Origin of the sequence: Flavobacterium sp. SLB02, assembly GCF_009664855.1 — a bacterium.
In the GTDB taxonomy this organism is placed as follows: Bacteria; Bacteroidota; Bacteroidia; order Flavobacteriales; family Flavobacteriaceae; genus Flavobacterium.
In genome coordinates this window covers 1,703,908-1,727,558 of the sequence record NZ_CP045928.1, presented here as the reverse complement: position 1 = coordinate 1,727,558, position 23,651 = coordinate 1,703,908, and the positions used below count along the sequence as shown (strand labels likewise).

13 protein-coding genes are annotated in these 23,651 nt (G+C 37.0%); 2 read left to right on the top strand and 11 right to left on the bottom strand.

What is annotated here, in order from left to right:
• Positions 1 to 8: 8 nt before the first annotated feature.
• Genes GIY83_RS06865 through GIY83_RS06855 form a run of 3 tightly spaced genes read right to left on the bottom strand, consistent with a single transcriptional unit; the run spans position 9 to position 3,994 of the window.
• Positions 9 to 1,577, bottom strand: a complete 1,569-nt coding sequence (locus GIY83_RS06865) for an MFS transporter (protein WP_208685951.1) — start codon at positions 1,575 to 1,577, stop codon at positions 9 to 11.
• Between the two features lie 3 nt (positions 1,578 to 1,580).
• Complete coding sequence (locus tag GIY83_RS06860) at positions 1,581 to 2,642, bottom strand: HlyD family secretion protein (RefSeq protein ID WP_208685949.1); 1,062 nt, start codon at positions 2,640 to 2,642, stop codon at positions 1,581 to 1,583.
• Positions 2,643 to 2,653: 11 nt separating this feature from the next.
• Entirely contained in the window at positions 2,654 to 3,994 is a 1,341-nt protein-coding gene (locus GIY83_RS06855) for a TolC family protein (protein WP_208685947.1), read from the bottom strand.
• 217 nt (positions 3,995 to 4,211) lie between these two features.
• On the opposite strand from GIY83_RS06855, the gene GIY83_RS06850 reads away from it, so the two are divergent.
• A complete protein-coding gene (locus tag GIY83_RS06850) occupies positions 4,212 to 4,604 on the top strand; it encodes a hypothetical protein (protein ID WP_194619342.1) in 393 nt (130 codons plus the stop codon).
• A gap of 54 nt (positions 4,605 to 4,658) precedes the next feature.
• Entirely contained in the window at positions 4,659 to 4,928 is a 270-nt protein-coding gene (locus GIY83_RS06845) for a hypothetical protein (protein ID WP_194619344.1), read from the top strand.
• A gap of 128 nt (positions 4,929 to 5,056) precedes the next feature.
• Here GIY83_RS06845 and GIY83_RS06840 read toward each other — a convergent pair whose 3' ends face one another.
• The 8 genes from GIY83_RS06840 to GIY83_RS06805 form a co-directional block, all read right to left on the bottom strand.
• Positions 5,057 to 7,288 carry a DUF6055 domain-containing protein gene (locus GIY83_RS06840; RefSeq protein ID WP_208685945.1) on the bottom strand — a complete coding sequence of 744 codons (2,232 nt, stop codon included), beginning with the start codon at positions 7,286 to 7,288 and terminating at the stop codon, positions 5,057 to 5,059.
• A 164-nt stretch (positions 7,289 to 7,452) separates the two neighbouring features.
• Positions 7,453 to 9,651 (bottom strand): alpha-galactosidase, encoded by a 2,199-nt coding sequence (locus GIY83_RS06835; protein ID WP_208685936.1) that lies wholly within the window; start codon positions 9,649 to 9,651, stop codon positions 7,453 to 7,455.
• Positions 9,652 to 9,896: 245 nt separating this feature from the next.
• Positions 9,897 to 11,108 (bottom strand): Xaa-Pro peptidase family protein, encoded by a 1,212-nt coding sequence (locus GIY83_RS06830; RefSeq protein WP_194619358.1) that lies wholly within the window; start codon positions 11,106 to 11,108, stop codon positions 9,897 to 9,899.
• A 190-nt stretch (positions 11,109 to 11,298) separates the two neighbouring features.
• Positions 11,299 to 13,449 carry a family 43 glycosylhydrolase gene (locus tag GIY83_RS06825; protein ID WP_208685934.1) on the bottom strand — a complete coding sequence of 717 codons (2,151 nt, stop codon included), beginning with the start codon at positions 13,447 to 13,449 and terminating at the stop codon, positions 11,299 to 11,301.
• A gap of 387 nt (positions 13,450 to 13,836) precedes the next feature.
• Positions 13,837 to 15,939 carry a beta-galactosidase gene (locus GIY83_RS06820; protein WP_208685926.1) on the bottom strand — a complete coding sequence of 701 codons (2,103 nt, stop codon included), beginning with the start codon at positions 15,937 to 15,939 and terminating at the stop codon, positions 13,837 to 13,839.
• 7 nt (positions 15,940 to 15,946) lie between these two features.
• Positions 15,947 to 18,637: a DUF5695 domain-containing protein gene (locus tag GIY83_RS06815; protein WP_208685924.1), complete on the bottom strand. Its 2,691-nt coding sequence runs from the start codon at positions 18,635 to 18,637 to the stop codon at positions 15,947 to 15,949.
• An 87-nt stretch (positions 18,638 to 18,724) separates the two neighbouring features.
• Positions 18,725 to 20,416, bottom strand: coding sequence for a DUF885 family protein (locus GIY83_RS06810; RefSeq protein WP_208685922.1), 1,692 nt, complete (start codon positions 20,414 to 20,416; stop codon positions 18,725 to 18,727).
• 179 nt (positions 20,417 to 20,595) lie between these two features.
• Positions 20,596 to 23,646, bottom strand: coding sequence for a beta-L-arabinofuranosidase domain-containing protein (locus tag GIY83_RS06805; RefSeq protein ID WP_208685915.1), 3,051 nt, complete (start codon positions 23,644 to 23,646; stop codon positions 20,596 to 20,598).
• Between the last annotated feature and the right edge of the window lie 5 nt (positions 23,647 to 23,651).

Genomic DNA, 23,651 nt, shown 5'->3' with positions numbered 1-23,651 from the left:
AGCTTTGATTAAATTGGTATAGGCTCCAACTCTACTCTTCTAAGCGGTCTGCGCCAAAGTTTAAAAAGCAGGATAATAAAAACGGGCAGGAAACAAATGGCCGACATGACCAGGTAAATATCCTTATAAGCCAATAATATCGAGGCTTGCGCCGTTTTATTAGAAAGGCTTTTTTCTGCTTTTTTTTGCGCTTCGGCTTCAGATAATCCCATGAATAAAAAGTTTCTTTTGGCGTTGGCCAATTGTTTTTGTGCCAATACATTCACTTGGGTCAATTGCTGACTCAAACCTGTTTTGTGCTGTAGGTTGAGATTGGAAACAAATGTTCCTAAAATGGCGCTTCCTAATAAGCCTGCAAAAATAGCCTGAGCAATAATCCCGCTCATCATACGCGAAGCACTTAGTTTTGGAGGAACGCCTTCTGAGATATAAAGCAATGATATCGGAAAAAGAAACCCCATGCCTAATCCTTTAAAAATTAAAGGAAGAAAAAAATCGGATGAATCGATTCCGGGATAAAACCTGAAAAAGAGAATAATATGATACAATCCGTAACAGGAAAAACCCATAATCCAGATCGTTGCCAGATACGTTCTTTTGTATAAAAGCCAGGTCGATAACGGAATCGAAATACACAAACCAATCAATAAGGCCAAATGTGTCCTGGCTCCTGAAACCGAATCGAAACCCAGGATATTGGTCATATATCCGGTAACCACACTTCCGGTTCCGTTCATCACGCCAATATAAAACATCAGGAATGCGCCAATAACGACATTTTTGTAGGCGTAAACATGGGGATCAATTATAGGATCTGTTGTAAAACGGGCGTGTATTAAATAGATTCCTAAAATGATCAATAATAAAGCTACTGCCAAAGTTATTTTAGGATCGTTAAACCAGTTTCGGCTTTGTCCTTCGGCACTTAGAAAAAGGATAACGGTAAAAAACAAAATCATGATGATCCATCCCCGCCAGTCAAACTGAAAATTGGTTTTCATCGGCGCAACATCGGCTTTATAAAAATACCACGCCAGAATAATACAGACCAAAAAATTGATATTCAGGAAATAAATACCAAAAGTCCAATTGTAAAAACTGGTAAAATGCGCACCAAAATACTGGTAAAGATGCTGACTTCCTTTCTGGATAAACTGAAGGATTCCGTACAGCAAAGCCATATTAAAAGCCGGATTGTATTTTAATAAAATAGGCACCATCGATGCAAAAATTCCTATTACCGAAACAATTGCCAAAAGAGAACGCCAGAACGTAAACCACTCTATAGTTCCTGCATACAAAGAAGCGGTATTGAATATAATCGACAAAAAACTGGCCGATAATATCATGGTGCGAACCTTAATTTGTTTTCCCAGTTTTAATCCCAAAGGCATAAAAGCCAGCATTACAAAAATTGGAATATAGATCGAATAGGTAAAAACGGTCGTAGATTCTCCAAAATGTCCTAAAATCTGCGAATTGTCATAAGCCGTGACATTGAGTCCATTAAAAAAAGGAATGGTCAGGATGTACAATCCTATAAGGGTAAAAACGCTTGCTTTTTTTCCTGCGAACATCTTTTATTTTTTTACGTCGACCGTTACATTCATTCCCGGCTTTACTTCTTCCAGCTCTTTGGCGGAAGCCTCAAATTCAATTCTAACGGGAATTCGCTGGGTGATTTTTACAAAATTTCCTGTCGAGTTATCGGGTTCAACCATCGAGAATTTGGCTCCTGTTGCAGGAGAAAACCCTGCTACTTTTCCTTTAAATTCTTTTCCGTTCAGGGCATCTATAGTAATGCTAACTTGTTGTCCTTGTTTTATTTTTTCGATTTGGGTTTCTTTAAAATTGGCCGAAATCCATAATTTTTGGTTGAGTACAATTGTGGCAATGGTTTGGTTGGCATTTATGAGTTCCCCAATCGATACATTGCGTTCGCCTACAAAACCATCAGATGGCGCCAGAATACTGGTATAAGACAATTGAAGTTTTGCCGCATCTAGATCAGCTTTTTTTCTGGCTACGGTTGCTCTCGACGCTTCCATATTGATATTGCTTTGTCTGGTTACAGAACTGCTTGCTTCTACTCCTTTTTGGCCTGCTTTTAAATACGCTTCTTCAGATTTTAATTTCGATACGACCTGATCGTATTGATTTCTGGTCACGGCCGAATCGGCATACATTTTTTTAAAACGTTCATAATCCTTTTGGGCTTTCTCCAAACCTGCCCTGTCTCCTGCCAGTTTTTCTCTTCCGGCAGCCTGATTTGATGCTGATGTTGTTATCGATTGCTCCATCGAATGCAGGTTTCCTTCGGCTATAGCCAAATCAGCTTCGGCTTGTTTTACTTTTATAAGATACTCCGCATTATCCAGAATTATGAGTGTATCGCCTTTATGCACCAGCTGATTCGATTCAAACCGAATTTCTTTAATATGTCCTGTTGCCCGTGCAGCAACGCTGTTAATATAAGCTTCGACCTGAGCATTGTTTGTCGTTTCGTAAGTATTAAAATCAAAAAACAAACTCAAAATCCAGAAACCTCCGGCGATCAAAAAAATAAAGGACAAAATCGTTAAAATCCTGTTTCTCTTTTTGTCCTTTTTTATGGTTTCATTTTGTGGGGTTTCTTCGCTCATATTCTTTTTATTTAAAGTTTACCCATTGCAAACTGCAGGGAATAATATTGAATGATTAAATCTAAATTGGCATTGACAAGGGATATTTTAGAATTATTCAGCTGAAGTTCAGCATCTACCATATCGCTTATTAGGGCAAAGTCATTGTCGTACCGGCTTTTTACGATTTTATAATTGCTTAAAGCCAGCTCAACATCTTTTTTATACACCGTTATATTTCTTTTACTTTCGGCATACTTAACAAATGCTGTTTTTACTTCCTTATCGATTTGATCTTTTGTAGCATCCAGCGCAATATTGCTTTTTTCTATTTGCAGTTTGTCTCCACGAACACGGTGTTTTATGCTATAAAAACTCGAAATATCCCAATTTAAAGAAATACCGGCCGCCCAGTAATTGATAATATTGACATAGTTGGGCCACTGGGCAGGATACTCAGTATTTAGAATAAGATTGGCATTTATATTGGGTCTAAAACCGCTTTTTGTAATATCTAATGTCGATTTGGATAATGCTATACCTATTGTGGCTCGTTTTATTTCTTCTCTGTTTTGATAGGCTTCGGTAAGGCTTTTTTGCAGATTTACGTCTTCTAAAAGGATCGCATTTTCTGTAATCTGAGGTTTTAAAACTGTATTGGCAGGAAGTCCGATTAAGATGTCCAGGTAATTGCTGACCAATTCTATATCATTGGTATTTCTAAAAACCGAAACTTTAAAATTCGACTGCTGCAATTCGGTTCTTATTAAATCGCTTTTTAGGTTTTGCCCATTTTCTACGCGCGACTTTAACTGACTTATTCTAAGATCTGTATTAATGATATTTTGTTTGGTAACCTCTATTTGCCGGTATAATTTTTCAAGTGTAAAATAATATTGTGTTATGGCGTTCTTGACATCTGCCTGAGTCATTCTCGCCACTGACTCCTGCATTTCGCCTATTAGCTTTTGTTGTTCGATTTTGGAGTTGATTACCCCACCGCCATAAATAGGCATTGTTGATACAATATTGGCGAAAGCCCGATGGTTGAAATAATCTACTGTAATATTGTTTTCGTAAAATCCCTCATACAATTTAGGATCTCCAATATAAGTATATCCAACACTTAATCCCACGCGGGGAACTTTAGCGATTTTTGCCTGATTGATATTTTCGGCTGCAATGGCTACATCTGTATGGGCCATTTTGAGCTGTCTGTTGTTTAAAATTCCTAACTGAATCGCTTCGTCTAAAGTAACCGTCTTCAGCTGTCCTGAACTATCGTCCTGAGCAAAACCTGCCACATGAGCGAAAAATAATAGTAGTAAAATCAGATGTTGCAATTGTAGTTTTTTTGATAACAAATGTTTCATTATTTTTTTCGTTTTACAGGGTCAGCATTACAATCCGGAAATAAAAATGTGTTATTCTAAGCAAAAAAGTTAAAAATAAAGTACTACAATTACTCCTTTCGCCAATGAATAAAGCATTAGCAAGAAATTATGTTAAATTATGTTAATATAAAAGTAGTAAAAATTTCGTTATATAAAAATAAATTACTAATATTGAGGTACTTAAAAAAAACAAACCATGCTAATAGAACTTGCTTTAACAGGAAAATTCATTGTTGACATTGTGAAAAGATTAAGAAATGACAAGACATTTCGAACATTAGGTTTCTTACTTTTTGTACTTGTTTTGGTAGGTACCATGTTTTTTTGGTTGGTCGAAGATTTGCCTTTTCTAAAATCATTAGCCTATTCTGTAGGAACCCTTTCTATGAATAGTCCGTATGACGCCTCGGTTACTTTCTCGACTATTGGAGTCATTTTTAATATCATTTACATTTTTATTGGCGTTGGCGTTTATCTAATTTTCGTCCTCGAAGCAGGAAGAACCATTATTGCCGCGCATGAAGATTTTGAGAAAAAACAGGCGGAGAAAAAAGCATTGAAAAAAGCCCAAAAAGAAGCAAGACAATAAACTATCTGTAATAATTTATATGGAGGAATTATAAATTGGTAAAACTAAATTAATATGAAACAAAAATTAAAATGGTTATCCGTTTTTTGTTTATTCATAAATATAATTCAGATGTACTTTATTTATATCATTCCCAAAAATGATAGCGTGAGCGGGCCTTTTTTATGGCTGGTGTTTTCGGTTCCCATTACGATTATTCAGGTTATTCTGTTCCTGCGTTTTCTGGTTACAGAGGAACACAAGAAAAGACAGCTTCTAATTTTAGGGATATTAAATTTCGTTTTAACAGCTTTACCTTTTGGCATTTTACTACAGTATTATTAGCGAGAAAAGGAAATTCCACGAAAGTGAAATAATAGAATAACAGGTAAGATTTCAATCAATAAAATAGAAACGCTATAAAGTAACTTTATAGCGTTTCTATTTTATTAGAAATAATATTTAAATCCTGATTACTCCTTCAAAAATGTTCTGCTCTCTGTATCACTTCCTCTCTGAATATTTAACAAATAAACACCTTTAAGCAAATAATTGCAATTGTAGGCAATATCGATTTTTCCAGCTTCATAGACCTTATCCGTAATTGTAGCTATTTTTTGTCCGTTAATATCAAACAATACGATCGTTACTTTTTCTTGTTCGGTTTGTAGAAAAGAAATGTTCAGGTTTCCTTTTGTTGGGTTTGGGTAAACATTTAAATCTGTTTGCGGATCAACAGATACTTTACTTGCACTAAGTGCAGTTACAGTACAATTGGGTGTGGTGCTAAAAGCCATTTGTGCAGCAGTAAAGTTGGTAAATGTCGCATTAATATCGATATTAGAAGTATCACTCGCGCCTTTACCATCGCAATTGTCTCTTCCGTTTCTCCAATACGGAAATTGCAAATAAACACCCGGTGTAGAGCAGCTACCAATTTCTGCATCGCCGCCGACTATAACCGAACTGCCAAAGTCTCCCGCAAACAACATTGCATTTCCTTTTATGTTGGCTGTATTTTTTACAGAACCACCTTCCATCCAGGCATTCCCTTCAACAATGGCGCTGTTTGATAAAGTCGCATTGTACACACAGGCATTTCCTCTTACAATCACACTGCCACTTATCGTTCCGCCATCTACCAACGCGTAATCATCGATACGTGCATTTCCTGAAATAGTTCCGCCTCGTACAACGGCATACGGACCTACATATACTGTAGAAGCTACAGTTGCATTGTTGGATACCCATCCGCCTCCGTTTGTATGTAAATGTCCGTTTGTTTTAAGAAAACTTCTAAAATTTGCGGCAGGCTGAAATCCTTCCGGAGTTGCATTTGCAACTTTTAGTTCATAGGGATATCTTCTTTGTTTTGGGTAACCCACATCCATATTATAATTGACATGCACTTTTGGCGCAGCAAAAACTACAAGATACATATTGGCTTCTGTAGAGGTATTAAGCGTAAAAGAAGCTTCGCCATCGGTTTTATACATTGGACTGTAACGCGAAATAGTACCATCGGTTTTTGTGGTAACAAAACCATAACGCCATCCGGCCTGGGTGGTATTTACCTCTGTATGTCCTTTAAATTTAATGGTAACTTTCTTTTGCGTTCCTGTACAGGTTGGGTATAACGGAATCACATTCATTCCGTAATCCTGTGGCGCCCAATCGTTGTTGGTGTAATATTGGTCTGTTGTTCCTGTTACCTTTGTAAGCAGCGTGTACTGTCTGCTGGTGTAACGAGGTATATTTGTTTTTATGGCATTGTAAACATTTCTGATGGTTTTCCCGAAATTACTGGTTGTGTTGATTTGAGAATTCCACTGAATAGGATAATCGAATGCCGGTTGTCTTTGTGCATATCCCCAAAGATAATCGTCGAGCTGATCCTGAGTAAATCCTTTTAATCTTTTAATAGTTTCAAGGGGATGTTCTTCATTGATCGATTCTGCCCACATTCTTCTGGTAAAATCAAAACCTTCTTTTTCCTGAACATAATACATCAAATGAAAATTGGTGTAATGATGTCGGTTAGAGGACCACATAAAATGTTTGGTTTGTATCCAGCGGGTCAGAGTTCCGTCAATTTCTGCCCATTGCGGATACGCCTGTGCACGCATAAAATTGGCATGTCCTTCGTAAAACGGACTCGCCCAATCGTATCCTGCAAATGCTCTTCCGGCACCGGGATTTTCCTGAATGCTCATCATCATTTGCAGCGTATGGGCAAACTCATGCGATAATGCCCCGCCATCTCTGGTCGCTTCGGGATGCACGAACATAGCGCCAATAGTATTACTAAAGGAACTCGCTTGTGCGAAAGCTTCTAATCTGGGATCTGTAGAATTCCAGGTGTTCATCATCATGATAATGATCTTGTACTTCCCGAAATTGGTTGTTGGCGCATTATTTACAAAATGCAAATCAGTGATATAGCGTTTAAAGCTAGTTTCGAGAGTATCTGCAACCGATTGGGGAGTAAATCGTAAAGCAGCATCGGCATAAGCTGCAGGATTTGTGCCTACTTTATCGCCCCAATACAATACAAAATTTGTCGACTCGTACTTTCTGGAGTTGGATACTTTATTATAAAATTCATTGTTGGGGTCACTCCATTCTGTGGGAGTAAAAAGCGTTTTCTGTGCAATTGCAAAATAACTGGATAGAAAAACGACAACTAGTAGTAAAAGTTTTTTCATAGTTTATTTAATTAATAGGTTAAGAAATAGCATTCTTTTGTAAATGTAAAAACAACACTAATCTATTTATAAGACAATATTATCTACATTTAATACTATTTTACCTATTTTATTAAATACACTTTTCTGTTTTACAATAAGTTACAAAATTACAATTCCAAAAACTACTCAACAGCTGTAACCTCTAATACAACGCTGCTTTCCTGCTTTGAAGAAGAAACTTTCAAACCTACTTTCATCAGGAAATCTCCCGAAAAAACATTCCCTGATGCTTCAAAAGTATTTTTGGCTTCAGGCATAAGATTGATTTCTTTGACGATGTATTTTTTTAAAGGATCGAGTCCTTCTAATCGTACCAGACTATAATTAGGATCTGTTAATGGATGCAAAGTATAAGAGAAAACAACCGACTTGGTTTTGTCCTGATTCACATACATTAGTACTGCCCTGCTTTCTTCATAAGGCGAAATCAAGCGATACAAATCGCCTTGCCAGATTACCGGACTTAGTCGTTTGTAATTGGCAACTGCTTGCTGACAAAATTGCAATTCGTTTGGCTTTAATCCTCCAACGTGAATATCAAAACCCAGTTTACCCATCATGGCAACATCAGTTTTAAATTTAATGGACTGATTTCCCATAGAGGTAACGTGATTACAAGTTGCAAGTGCCGGATAAAAATTAGAATATCCCCATTGAATAAACACACGATCAAAAGGATCTGTATTGTCGCTCGCCCAAAACTCAGTAAAATAATTTAGAAATCCGTAATCGACCCTTCCTCCTCCTCCGGCACACAGCATCATAGGAAGATTAGGATATTTGGCTTTTATTCGGTCAAGAACTTTGTACAAACCTTTTGTATATTCAATAAACAAATGCGATTGCTGATTTTTAAGATAAGTCGAATAAGCGCTTGTCATCATACGATTGCAATCCCATTTAAAAAAAGCAACTCCCTGTTTGGTTTGCATGATATCATCGACAACTTTAAAAACAAAATCCTGAACCTGCGGATTGCATAAATCAAGAACCAATTGGGTTCGATAAATATTCTTTTCTCTGTTAGGTAAACTCAATACCCAATCCGGATGTTTTTCGTAAAGTTCTGTCTTTTCGTTGATCATTTCCGGTTCGATCCAGATACCAAATTTTACATCGGTTTTTTTAGCCTGTTCCATTAGAAAACCAATTCCGTTTGGCAATTTCGACTTTGTAGCCTGCCAGTCTCCTAAACCAGATGTAGAACCGCTTCTTGGGTATTTGTTGCCAAACCAGCCATCATCCAGCAAAAACATGTCTACGCCCAATGTTTTGGCATCTGTAAACATATTGGCCAACTTGTTTTCGTCAAAATCAAAAAAAGTGGTTTCCCAATTGTTCAGTAAAGTAAGACGTGGTTTTTCGCCATCTTTAAGACCATATTTTCTGGCCCAGGCATGCAAATTTCTACTCGCCTGACCTTTTCCGTGATTCGAAAATGTATAAATAAAAACAGGCGTTTTAAAAGTTTTTCCAGGTTCGAGATTGTATTCTGATGCAAATTCGTTAATACCTGAAATAATTCTTAACTCGTTATTGTTATCAATATCAAATGTATATTTAAAGTTTCCTGACCAGGCGATTGTGCCTGCGATCACTTCACCCGTATTTTCGCCCGATTTTGAATTTAAAGAAAGAAAAAAACTTGGAGACGCAAACATATTCGTGCGAACTCCCAATTTCGAATCGATAACCTTGATACCTCTGGTAAGCTGACTTTCTTCCATTCGAACTTCCTCAACCACATCGCTATAAAATTGTGTTAGCCAATATTGATCTGCATCCAGATGCAATGCCGATGAAGCATAATTGTACAGCATTACCGGTTTTTTCTCATTGTGCTGAATTTCTGTCCACGATTCGATTACATTTTCTTTAAAGAATGTTTTATAATGAAGATTAACAAAAACCGGATATTGAGGATCTTTTAATTTGACAATAATCTCAGCCGTATTATCATCTGTTTTTTGAACTGTATGATTTTGATATTCTAATTCTAATGAAGGATTTCCGTCGTTATGGGTAATTCTGATAGCGGGTTCAAATAAATTATCAGTTCCAAAAGTGGGGTACGCTGCATGACGCAGATCGATTAATGGATTTCCGTCATTGACCACAAAATTTTTGGTATTTTCTTTTGAAACGGCTTCATATTCAGCGCTATTATTCAGTTTTGTTCCCAAATACGTCTGATACAATTTTTTGTTTTTACCAACTTTTAAAACTAAAGCCGAACTTTCGGTCTCTATCTTAATTATCGAACTTTCCTGCGCCTGAACAGGCAAATACATAATAGTCAGTAAAAGTAAAAATCGCTTCATTTTTTTATTTATTTAATTAATGATAAACCGCATTACAATGTTTTTATTACACACAATAAATTCTCATTTTTGTCATCCTGAGGAACGAAGGATCACACTAGAAACTCGACAAAGATTGGCGGCTCCTTTTGCGGAATTTCTAGTGTGATCCTCCGTCGAGATGACAAACTAATCTAAAATCCTTTGCTTTACAGAGTTGCTTGTGAAGATTTCTCGCTCCTCGAAAAGACAAACAGAGTGGATAATTAATATCCAAAAGGATTATCAATACTCTGCATCGGCGTAGTAAACCATTTTGCTCCGTTTTCGGTCATGTAAAAATGATCTTCATGTCTGATACCAAATTTCCCCGGAATACAGATCATCGGTTCATTACTTACGACCATTCCTTCCTGCAATTTTATTTCGCTTCCGCGTACCAAATACGGGAATTCATGAATGTCTAATCCGGTTCCGTGCCCTACTCTGTGCGGTAATCCCGGTAAATCATAATCTGGGCTTAGTCCGGCTTCCGCCAAAGTTTTTCTTGCCGCATCATCTACAGATCCGCAAGTGGCATCGATATTAGCCGCTTCAAAAGCAGCGAATTGAACCTTTTGCTCCAGATTCCAAATGGTTCTGTATTCTTCCGAAGGATTTCCGTAAGCATATGATCTTGTAATATCCGAAAGATAACCTTCTAACCTACAGCCTGTATCTACAATCACGGCATCATTTTCTTTTAAAGGCTGAGGAACCGAAACTCCGTGAGGATATTGCGTATCATCGGCAAATAAAACAATACAGAAATAAGAACCCGAAGGTATTCCTGCCTTAATATGTGCTTTATTAATAAAATCAACCACTTCGTCAGCTGTAATTCCGGGTCTTAGTATTTTGGCTGCAGCACGCTGAACCTCCATAGTAATGTCTTTTGCTTTTTGAATAATGGCAATTTCATTCTTCGATTTTTGCATTCTGCAAGCCGCCGTAATTTGTTGCGCATTTATAAAAGCGTATGAAGTATTGGCTTTAGCAACTCCATCTACTAAAAAATAAGGCGAAGATTCATCAATGGCAATTCTTCCATACTCAGAGCTTCTGTCATTCAATATTTTACCAAATAAAATATAAGGCAACTCATGTTCTTCCCAACAATTAATATTGGCCTGAACTTTCATGTATTTTTTAAAAGTACCTTCTTCAAATTTTGGCACTATATATTCTAAAGAACCATCATCAAACAATAATGCACCGACCATTCTTTCAGAAGCATTCCATTTTGTTCCTGTAAAATAATACAGGTTGGTTCCCGCGTTAAGATAAATGGCCTGAACAGAAAGTTCTTTCATTAAACCAATTGCTTTCTTTATACGTTCCAGATATTCCTTCAACTGAATTGGCTGTACATCCTGAGTCCTGTTTTGTATTTTTTCTAATTCGATTGCAGCTGTCGAACCGCCTATACCTATTGTCATTTTTTCTATTTAAAAATTATAAAGTGCTAATTTAATTAAACACATAGAAACATAGTATCATTGAACTCAAAAAAGACGTTCCACTTCCATCAACACATCCCGATGCTTCGGGACTATGTTTGAGAAACTTGTTTCTTTTTGATTTACTTTTTTTCCAAAACCATAAAATCTATGTTTCTATGTGTTTAAATTAATTGAATTCAGTTTTAGGTTTTGTTTGTTTCATTACTTCCAATACATCTTTTGCATTAAGCGCATAATCGTACAAACGCAAAGAAGCCATAAAACCAGAGAAATTTTCTCCAATATCTGATGCTCCAATGATAATTTTAGCTTTGTCAATTGCAGAAGATAACAGCATCGTTTGCGAATTATCGACAACACCATCTACATATATTTTCTCTACTACGCCATCAAAAGTTAAAACGATATGATGCCACTTATTAGCTTCGGGAACTTTATTAAATTTCATATCAAAATGACCGTCTAAATGTACTCCGGCGCCATAACTTCCGCTGTTGTATGCCAAAGCATTGTACGAATTGGCTAAATTAAATTCATTGCGATCGCACCATGATGCCAGAATTTCTCCTTCTTTGGCAACGTCAGGATTTTTAACCCAAGTCGCAACGCTATAAGAACCATTCCAGGCTAAAGATTTTGGAACTGCTTTATCTAATGTCAATGCACCATTTTTAAAATGAAAAGCTTTAATTCCGTCCGGCTTTTCTAAAGTTATTTCGTCACTTTTGGTGAAAGTTCCGCCAATCGAACCTTTATTCGAAATGGTATTTATAACTGAATTGTTCGCTATTTTAGACGCATCAAGATCAACTAACAATTTCTTAGTGCTTTTTACGGCAGGAAGTATTTTTGATAATACATTTTTTAATGTTAACGGAAGATCAAATAACGAACTATAGACTTTGATGTTCCAAACTGCTGCATACAATCCGGTTTTTTCCGTCGCTAAAACGGTTAGTTTTATATAACGTGCCGTTACATCATTATCATCAATCATTGGACTTCCTGCTGTACGATTTTTAGATTGATCAGCATAGACCAACCAGTTTTTTCCGTTTACAGAATATTCTAGTTTGTATTGGTAATAATAACTCGCGAATTCAAATTGCGTCATCACCCTTTTTATGGTTTGAACCGTTCCCAAATCGATGGTTAAATCCTGAGGCGATGTGTTGTTCGCTGCTTTCCACATTGTGGCATTGTTATCATCTGTCGCATACGAAGGTTTATATTCGTAATCGTATTGGGTCGATTTTAAGTGATAATAAGATGATGCTGTTGTTGTTTTAACAAAACCAATATCCTCAGGTACAGTATATTTTACAAGATCATTTATACCTTTACTTGTGGGTACTACTTTTTTTATAGTCGAATCATTTTCGAAAATCATTTTATCGATACAAACCTGTCTGGCAAGTCCGCCCCGGGTCATAGGATAATCGTGTTTATGATACACGATGTAGTAATCGTCATTCTCTTTTAAAACAGAATGATGTCCCGGACCGTGCACACTTTTATCTTCATTCGTACTCAGAATTGGGTTATTTTTTCCAGGCGTAAAAGGTCCGTAAGGAGAATCAGAATAGGAATAGCGAACGTTGTAGGTTTCATCATGACAAGAAGCTCCGGAATACAGCAAGATATATTTAGAGCCTTTTTTCATCATATAAGCGGCTTCAAAAGGTTCCGGAGTTTGCGCTAAAGGAATATTGGCTGAATGAACCATTTCACCCATTGTTTTTTTGTTTAATTCACCCACAGCATATCCGCCATTGTAGTGTACCCAGGTTCCCCAATATCCGTAGATTTTACCATCGGTATCTTTAAAAAATTGTGCATCCAGAGACGGATAACCTTCTCGTGGATATCCGTTTGAAATTACGGGAACATCCTTTTCGCTTAATTTTTTCCAAGGGCCAACAGGCGTGTCTGAAACATATCCGTAAATATTACAGCCTATTTCACAATTTCCAAAATACAAATAATATTTCCCATCGTCTCCTTCTACAATATCCGGAGCCCAGAAATTCGTAATCGATTTTGCCGAAAAAGACGGAATTTCCATGATATAATTGTACCAGTTTTTAAAGTCTTTACTGTACCAGACTGCAGGTGCGCCCGATGCCAGCATTTCATTATCTGTCGTGGCATAGATATAATAAATATCGCCAAACTTTTTAATGGTAGGATCGGCAAACCACCCCGGCAAAATAGGATTTTGAGCTCCGGGCGTGTTTACAGGAATATCTTTTTGGGCAAAAATATTTCCTGTAAAAACAAGTGCAATAAGACTGTAAAATAGTTTCTTTTTCAGCATTGTAATTATTATTTATTTGAAGAGCTTTTGTTTTGGATATAATTATTTTGACACATTTATTCTATATTGATTTTAAAATTGTGTGCATATTTTTCTCTCACAGATTTGGCAGATTTAGCAGATTTATTTTAGGAAGTCTTGGTTTGACTTTATTAAAAAAGATGTAAAAAGATTTTTTTTTAAAACAGCGCACTAAATCTATATACTACGGCTGAAAATTTTAAAAAATCTGCTAAATCTGCCAAATCTGCGAGAAAATTTTAAACATATAGAAACATAGTTTTTTTTAACTAAAGGCGGCTCACTATTTAAACAAACAGGGCTTGTCCCGAACTCTCGGGACGCTCTGCCTGACACCTATTATTAACTTGGCTTCAATTAATTCTATTAATATTTCCAAACCAGTACATCAGCAGTTTTTATTGCTTTTGTACCAATAATAAGTTTTGTCTTTTCCGGTAAATTGATGTTGTATATTTTATCTGAATAATTGACCGCAATACCAAATCCGTCACGATAATCCACCATAATGCCTTCGGGATAATTTTCTATGGGAGCATTTTGTTTTTGGTACAACTTTCTCAATACTTGCTTTTCAAGTTCGCCGTTTTTAGAATCTAAGCCAATATAGGTAACGGTTCCTTTACCTAAAGTACGCGAAATAATAGCGGGCGTCCCGGAGTAAAAATCTCCTTCGTAGGTGGCCCAAACTTCTGTTTCTTTATTGGGTTTCAATAAATCACCCCAACTTGTCCAAGCAAATTCCTGATTATTAAATTTAATTGTACCAGGCGATTGTGGCATTAAAAGATCATACGATTCTATTTGAGATCCAATTAAATTCCACATAGGTTCGTAAAATTTCGCTTCCCAAAGATGTCCCTGACGGTTTTGAATTCCGGAGCGACAACTCAATATTAAATTCCCTCCATTCTTAGCATAAAGTGTTAGTTTATCGATCATTTTTTGATCAATCATCTGATAAGCAGGCACTATCAAAAAGGGATACTTAGAGAAATTAGTTGTATCGCGCACAAAGTCAACCGGCGCGCCAAAAGATTTTGTCGCTTTATAATATTTTGAAAAATGTCCTAATGTATTCCATTCTTTTGTTTGCTTGTTTAGCTCAATGCCCATCACATTATCAGCATTGAATAAAATTCCGGTTTTACGTTTTAAATAGTAATCCGGCAATGTCGCTTTAGCATCGTATTTTTTTCGCAGTGTATCAATTTCTTTTATAAACTGGCGAAATTCTGTTCCGCCAACAGTTGGCGTTACTCCATCGGTGCCGACAATTCCGTAATGAAATTGCTCATAACCGTACAATGGCGCGCGAAAACGATAGGTACAGGTAAATTTACTTCCGCCGGCAAAAACATGCCACAACCACATACGGATACTTCCCGGCAAAGGCTGCGGATTAATACTTCCCCAGTTTACTTGTCCCGGCTGTAATTCCATACAACCATACATGCCTTTCAGAGGGCGAAAAAAGTCATTCGACATTCCTATACTCGCGTAATCGCCTAAACGATATCCTTTTGATCCGATGCCCAAACTTCCTCCGTAAACTAAATAGCGTGTATAACAATCAAAATCGAGTTCTTTACTCATTCCAACAAAACTTTCATCATAGTTGGATCTGTAATTAGATGTAATCCATTGGTCTTTGCTTACCTGTTTTCGTATGGTAACTGCCTGGCTGTCCAGAAAAGTTGCCGTTTCCTCGTCGGCAAATCGATAATGATCTAATTGAGAATGCAGATTCATTCCCCATTCTTTGTGTAACGGAATATTAATTTGATTAAAGTCAGAATAAGTTCCGCTCCAGAAATTGTTTCCCCAAGCCTGATTTAAGGCATCAATAGTGGTATATTTTTGCTTTAGCCAATTGCGATAACGCTGTTGTGCATCTGCTCCATAATCCAGAAAACGGGACGGTTCATTGTCGACCTGCCAGCCGATGATATTTTTATTATTGCCATATCTTTTGGCTAATTGCTCAATCATTTTCAGCGAATAGCTTCGATAATAATTACTTGAAAATGATGCGTGTTGTCTCGAACCGTGATCGGTTTTGGTACCATCTTCATAAGTTGAAAGAATATCCGGATGCTGGCGAACGAGCCATACCGGAGGAGTGGCTGTCGAAGTACACATAATAATTTTCAGCTTGTATTTTGCCGCAATTTCAACCGCTTTATCCAGCCATTTAAAATCATAAACACCTTCCTGAGGTTCTAATTGTGCCCAGGCAAATTCGCCAAAATGAGTGAATTCAAAACCCATTTCGGCAATTTTTTTCAAATCACGATCCCATTGACTCTGATCCCAATGTTCAGGGTAATAATATACCCCAACTGTGGTCAGGTCTTTTTTCGGGAAAAATTTATCGAAATTTTGAGCACCGGAATGTAAACCCGTAAGTACTCCAAATACAGTAAATAGTATTTTTTTGAAAAAGTGTTTTTTTGATTTTTGCTTCATTACATCTTTATAATTTAATTTGAATCGCTTTCGTTTTCAATGCAATTTTATAAGCGCCTCTTACTTTTTCGTAAGACAATTTTACATCCTGATCAATTCTTAAATAAGCATCTGGAGTATAGGCATTTTTGGGATCTAAAGTAATTTTAACTGCACCTGTTTTGGTATTGTAACTTACTTTTTGAAACGTTCCCGCGTCTAATGTTAACCATATTTTTTTGGCACCAATATATACTTTAGATTTTGCCGCTGTTGTAATTTCTACTTCAACTTCATCGCCCTTTTCTTTTAGATTTCCTCCAAAAGCCAACCAGCCCAAATCTTTTTCATTGGTTATAAAAGTGGCTGTATTTACGGCATAACCAAAGAAACCTGAACCATAATCTCCGGATAAATAATCGATTCTAAGCGTTTCAGGATAAGAATGAAATGCTGAAGGTCCGAAACCATCCTCGGTAATATTAGAAATTCCTCCTAATAATCCTCCGTAACCTACTTTTAGTAAATGAAAATCATCCGGTGTTTTTCTGAATTGTTCCAAAACCGGAATCGCATTAAGAGCTGATCCATAATGATGAATCTGGCGCTCTACTCTTGACAATTTTCCACCGTACAAAAAGTCCCAATACCTGCGCGCGTTTCCGTTATACGCCCAGTTAGGCATTGTTGGCATATAGGCTAAAATAGCATCAAGCGTGATCTTTGCTTTGTCATTGTATCCAAAATAATCCGACCACATATATACTTCTTCCTGACCTGTAGAATCCCATGGCATTTCGCTCCCAAAAGGATAATTAAGTGTTCTCCAATGATCGGCTCTGGCTTTCATTTTGGCTTCCAGATTATTAGCCATTTCAGTATATCCTTCAGTTTTTAGATCCTTTAAAATTAAAAGAAAAACCGTTCCTTCCATTTGTCCAAACTGAGCATAATATGGCGCCAGTGTTGTCATAGCAATACTGGTTTCGTAAGCATTTTTCAGGTACCAATCCCAAGTATGATTCGTAACCAAACCTTTGTGGTATCTGGCCAAACGATACATCGTCCAGTGTGCTGCGGCAACGTGAGGGTAATTGTAAGATCTTCCCGGATCATCCGATCCTTTTTTGTCCCATGCTGCCCAGGTTTTATAATTCACCTCTTTACTATAAGTTCCTTCCGGCATTAAAGTAGGTTCGTAGTAAAAAACACTTTTTTTAACTCCATATTTAAGCGTATCGGCTGTATTGTATTGAATTCCTCCCCAAAGTGTTTTATCGACAAAATGTTCCAGTTTTACGATTTCTTCTTTATTGGGTTCGATCAATTGTTTCATAATAGCGCCCAACCAGCCGCCTGCTCCGCCTTCGTCACTTAAACCTGAAATCCATACACGACTGTCCTGAGTTATTTGTTTTTTGGTTTCGTAATCGTAAGAGATTACAGATGGGTTTCTGTGAAAAGGATCGTTTTTCTCATCAAACCATTGTGCTGTTGTCGAGAAATGACCAAAATCTGCCACGACATCTTTTTCGGATTTTATTACTTTATAGTTTATCGCTTGCTCTAAGCCGTCTTCATAAGTTACAGTTAGTCTGGCTCTGCCCCATTTTTTTCCGTTTACTTTATATTGAAAATATCCTTTTTCATTTTTTCCTTTTGCCTCGATTCTCAAAGCGCCTTCCGGTTCAATTTTAAAGGATTTTACGGCTTTTTTGTATTGTAAAAAAAGCTGTCCGTCCACATCTTCCGGTAATACATATCCCGGAATTCCTATCGCTACAGGGCGTTCTTTTTCGATTAATGTTTTTTGAATGTTTTTAATTTCATCCACCAGTACTAATTTTAAAGAAAAGTTTTTCGAAGCTCCCGCCGCAAGTGTTAACGAAGTTGGTGTATTCCATTGTTCTGCTGATTTCCATTCGTTCTCAGCGTATGCTTTACTTAACGGCATCCACTCATGAAATCCTTCAAATACAATACTTCTTGGTGTAATATCATCCAATAGCGGACGATAGGCTTCAAATGGCATATTTTCTTCAGGAAGTAATAACAATGCAGGACCGTGACCGCTTAATCTTTTTACTTCAAGATAACCCGCATCTTTTCCTATGTACGGATCAAAAAATACATTTTGAGCGTGAGTATCATCCAGTGATTTTCCTTCCAGAATATTATTAAAAACCATAGGAATTCCTAAAGCTCCAATTTCTATTGCTGATGCTGAATTATTAGTAATTTCAAAACGCAGTACTAAATCTCCGTTTTTATCTTCATAATAACGCTTTACCGTCAGCGGAGTTCCTGCCGGAAAAGTATTTGAAAGATCTGCTGCTGCCAATGTAGTTCCTGAAACGGATAGTTCTTTTACCGAAGCACGTTTGGCAGCACTGGAATAATTTTTCCAGGCACCACTGGCATCTTTAATTCTAAAATTAATATCTCCAAGATGGTAAAGTCCGTCTTTATCCCTGATCGAAAGTCGGTCACCGGGAGTAAAATCAAAAGTTTTATCTACTACGGGAGACAAAGCGGCTACGGTTTGAGATGATTTTAATAATTTAAGCTGAAATGATTTGGTACTTAAATTAAGATATCCCTTATCGATTTCCAGTGTTGATTTTTCGGCTTTAATTTTATCCCAATACTCCTGCGCCTGCAGATTATTTGAAGCAATTGAGCAACAAATCATCACAGCTAATAATGTTATTTTTTTCATATTTCTTATTATTATTTTAATCCCTTTAAACCGACTTTTCAGCCTTATTTTTTTATATTTTTAATGACAGACTTTACGCTCTTTTCATTATTTAAAATCAGTCGAAAACTTCCAATTCGTTTTATAATTTTCATCAACAGGAAGATCTTCCAGTATAATTCTTAGCATTTCTACCGGCATTATATTTTCTTTTAAAACACGGTCGTGAAACTGTTTTTCTGTCCATCCTTTGGCGAGTAATTCATTTCTTAAAGCATAAAATTGTAATCCTCCCGTCATATAAGCAACCTGATACAAGGGTGCGTCTCCGCTGGCAAAAGAACGTCTGACTTCTGCTTCTGCATTCGCTCTTTCGTGCCCAACTTCGTTGACTAACAAATCGATGCATTGCTGTGGTGTCATTTCGCCCAAATGGTATTTTAATGAAAAAATGATTCGGGCACAACGGTGAATTCTCCAGAATAACATTCCTAGTTTCTGTTCCGGCGTTTGCGGAAATTGTTTGTTCCAAAGGTTGATTTCCCAATACAACGCCCAGCCTTCCATCCAAAACGGAGTATCAAAAGGCTGACGATACGATTTATAACGGCTGTTCATGAAAAACTGCAAATTATGTCCAGGCAATAATTCGTGCTGTACCGTTGCAAACGAAAAGTTCGGATTATTGCCACGCATGCTCATCAGCTTGTCTTTCTGATCCATATCTTCGGTTGGATACGAAATACTGATTTCCCATCCTCCTGTAAAAAACGGATTTATTTTCTGGCGTTCCGGTGTCATCATAATCATCTGCCAGGTTTCTTTTGTCAAATCCGGCAAGGTGATTAAATCTCTGTCTTCGATAAATTTAACCGACTGAATGTATAAATCAGTTATGGCTTGCGGTTGTTCGCCTGCAGGAACGTAAGTGTCTTTTACGTGTTCCAGCGCTTTTTTCCAATCGCTTCCGTAACCTAATTCTGTAGCAGCTTTGATCATTTCTTTCTTGCACCATTCAAATTGATTTTGTGCCGTAGCTATCAATTCTTCTGGCGAATACGGAATATATTCATACGATAAACTTTTGATGACAGCCTCTCTGCCAATTGGTTTTCCTATAATACCGCTTCCGTCGTCTTTTACGCTTGTTTTAGAATAGTTTGATCGTAGAAAATCTTCATAAATTTTAAGTTTTTCTGATAGGTTTTTATATGGTTTCTGCATCCACCAAGTAAAATCAGGATCATAGCTATAATAAAATTCATAAGCTTCTTTGAGTGATTTCTCGAAAGCAACGACTGTCTTCGCTGCTTTGTCTGCTGCAAACCAATCTTTGAAAGGTTTGTTTTTTAATAACTCTGTTTTTTTATCAATACTCGTTCCGGCAAGATCAAACGCTTTTGCTAATTGACTTGAAACGGATCTTTTTCCTCTTCTTCTTTCTTTGATAAAAACATTGATATCACCTGAAAAATCCAATACGGAAGCTATTTCTTTATAGGATTTATATTCGATTTGTAAAAAGTAATTTTCTTTATCGATTATATTTTTAAGCAGCAAATAATCTACTTTCCCGTCTTTTGATAGATTCTTAAAATCAATGGCTTTTATTGTCTTGGACCAATCATCGTAAAATTTTGAAAAGCGTACATAATATTCTTCTGATTCATTGTTTGAATAAAAATTCTGCAAGGCTGTTTTATCTGCCTGAAAAGTATTTATAACATCAATGAGATCGTTTGCAAATGATTGAGCTGCCATTGCTAAAAATAAAAAAAGGGTTAGAAAATATTTTTTCATAGTATTGATTTGATGATTTTAATGCCAGAATTACAACTGTTTCTTTGCCACGAATTATCACTAATTTTTATGGTTTTAAAAAAAAATATTTTAAGAATTTGAGATAGATATAAAAAATAATTCGTGCTAATTCATGGAATTCGTGGCGATTTTTTTTAAATTAATTCGCGGCGAACTTTTTATTTCAGCGTAACATCCAGATAAACCGAATGACGGCCATAGCTTTCGTAAAATGGTTTGTAAACAATTCCGTCGATAGCAAATTCTAATTTCTTAGGATCTCCTTGTATTGATTTGCCGATATCTTTAACGTCTAAGTTTACTTTTCTCCAATCTTTTCTTGGTTCCGGTTCCTGCGCTGCAAGCAATATTGGCCCGTAAAATAAACTGGCGATATTTTGCTGATCCATTACTGATTCTAAGTGAAACTCAAACGGCATGCGCAACTCAATTATGTCTCCATTTTTCCAATTGCGTTTTAAGGTAAGATAGCTTCCAGGTTGGGCTTTTACCTTTTCCTGTTTTCCATTAATGGTGACAAAAAATCCTTTGGTTGCCCAATGTGGTACACGAACTTTAATATCAAATTTGCTATTTCCTTTGATGGTCAATCGGGTAAAATCTTCATTAGGAAAATCAGTTGTTTGTACCACTGTCACCTTTTTTTCTGTCCATTCTAAAGTAGATGGAACGTAGAGATTGACATATAATGTGTTGGTATCTGCGCTTTTAAAATAAATCGAATTCTGAAATTTTGTATTACTCTCAATCGCTGTTCCATTGCAACAAGTAAAACCCGTCATGTGAGCATTTCCAAACTGTTTTACCGAACCCGGTCGTAACGGTACGTGATACGTATTGGCAGGACTATCTTGTGCTACAGAAGCCAGAATATGATTGTAAAGTCCGCGTTCGTAGTAATCCATATACTCGGCACGCTGATCATACAGGAACAAATCTCCTGTTAGTTTCAGCATATTGTAAGTCGCGCAAGTCTCATTTTGACCCCCTGATGAAAAACCATTTTCGTAAATCGTAGCAGGCTGACTTATAAAACATTCTGCATTGGCAGGATTTCTTGCTCCGGCAACGCCTCCAATTGTATACATATAATCGTTTACGGTTTTGTACCAAAAGTTATCTGCTACGTTGTAATATTCCGGTGTATTAGAATCACGATACATTTCAAGCGCACCCATAATTTGCGGAATGTGCTGATTGGCATGCAATCCACGGAAAGTGTCTACGTTTTTAGCCAATCCGTGTGAGTGTTTGGCATCGCCGTAAAATACTTTAATGTTATCGAATAATTGGGCTACTTCCAGATAATGAAGATCTTTTGTTATGCGGTACAATCTTGCCATGGCTTCGTTCATTCCGCCAAATTCTCCCGCTATATATCGGTTCCACATACTTATCAAGGTTTCTGTTGGTAGCTTTTTCATACGGGCATATACCCAGTCTCCCATTCCTTTGGCTGTTTCGAGCGCTTTTTCGTTTCCGCTTACTTCGTAAACATCCATTAAACCGGCAAGAATTTTATGCAATGTATAATAAGGTGCCCAAATTTGAGTTTTTTGTCCTCCGTAAGTTGCTCCGTTTTCCAACATAATAAACTGATCCGGCGGATAGGCACTTATGAATCCTTTTCCCCAATTTTCATAATCGGTACGAATACCTTCCGGACTTAAATCTGAATCATAACTAGTTTTTCCGGGACCAAAAGGTACAGCTGTAGGATCTGACACAGATTTACCTCCAGCCTCTTTTGGTTTTCCGGATAACTGTTCTAACTGATATAGTGTATTCACCATATACTCCATTTTTTCCTTGAAATTAGCCTGAAGCGTTTTATCATAACCCGTACTTGCATAAGCCTGAGCAATGGCAGTCAGGTAATGTCCGGTGGCGTGTCCGCGTAATTTGGTTTCCTGCGTATCCCAAACACCAAGCGGTTCTGCTCCTGTTGGCTGTTCCTGCCCAAAAGCATTACGGAACATATACAGAAAAGAATCCGGATCTGTTGTCGCAAGTGTTGTGATAAATTTATCACGGTTTTCTATAAATTTTGTCTGGTTACCGTCAAGATTATTATTTAAAGACACCTGATCGAGATGAAAAACTTCTAATTTACGTTCTGGTGTTGCAGCTTCTTTTGCCGAAATTACTTTTACAAGAGCTTTTGGTTTTAAATCAGTTCCGGGAATCGTTCCTGTCACGGTATATTGACCTGTTTTTAATACCTGACTATTGTCTGTTGGTGCAGGCCAAATTACCCGCACTTCCGGGCCCTGAACGCCATCTTTGTAAACTCCTTTTATATAACTTGGTAATCGCGGAAGATATCCAACTCCAGTTTCTACTGTAATGTCTGATACACTGGTTAAATACTGATTATACAATTGTGGACTTGTTTTAGAAAACGACGGAAGATCTTTGGCCTGTTCTTCTTCTGTTTCTTCTTCCTGGTTGTCTTTTAAAGAATTATGATAGATTCTGCCAACTTGTTTTTCGTTTAATGGAACTCTATAGATTCTGAAATCGTGCAGTTTCGCATTAAGAGAAGGACCATCTGCTAGTGATTTCCCAATGTAAAGCAGATTTTTATCCCCTGATTTAGTATCGAATATCTGATCTAAATTTAATGCTACATTTTTAGTTTCGCTTACACGCAATCCGTTTACATAAGTACTAATAGATTTCGATGGAATATTGATTACAACTGCTACATGATACCATTTATCGGTTTCAAGGGCTGGTGAATTTGTTTTGTATTTTGCTCCTGCACCATTACTGATTTCCGCCTCAAAACCCGAGCCATCAATTGCTATTGGTTCAACAAAAAAATGAGCATTGGTGTTTTTTCCAAAATCAAAAAATCGCTGACCTTTTTGTTTAGATCGCAGAAAAATCCAGCCCGTAATACTAACAGATTCTTCACCTAGTAAAGCTTCACCCGGAAGGGTAACAAAGGCTTTTGCATCAGCTGGTAAAGAAAGTACTTTACCAAATTGCTCGTCATTGACAAACTTGGCTTGCGATTCCTGAATTTTTCCGTGTAAATTATTTCTTGACCAATCCTTTGCATTTCCGTCAAATATATAGCGCGCAATTAAACCTGTCTCACCAATTCCGTCTAAGATCTGATCGCCTCCTTGTGCCATTACCGATGTTGAAGCTGATGCCCAAAAACTTAATAGTACACAAATAAATAGCCTATATCTTTTCATAATCT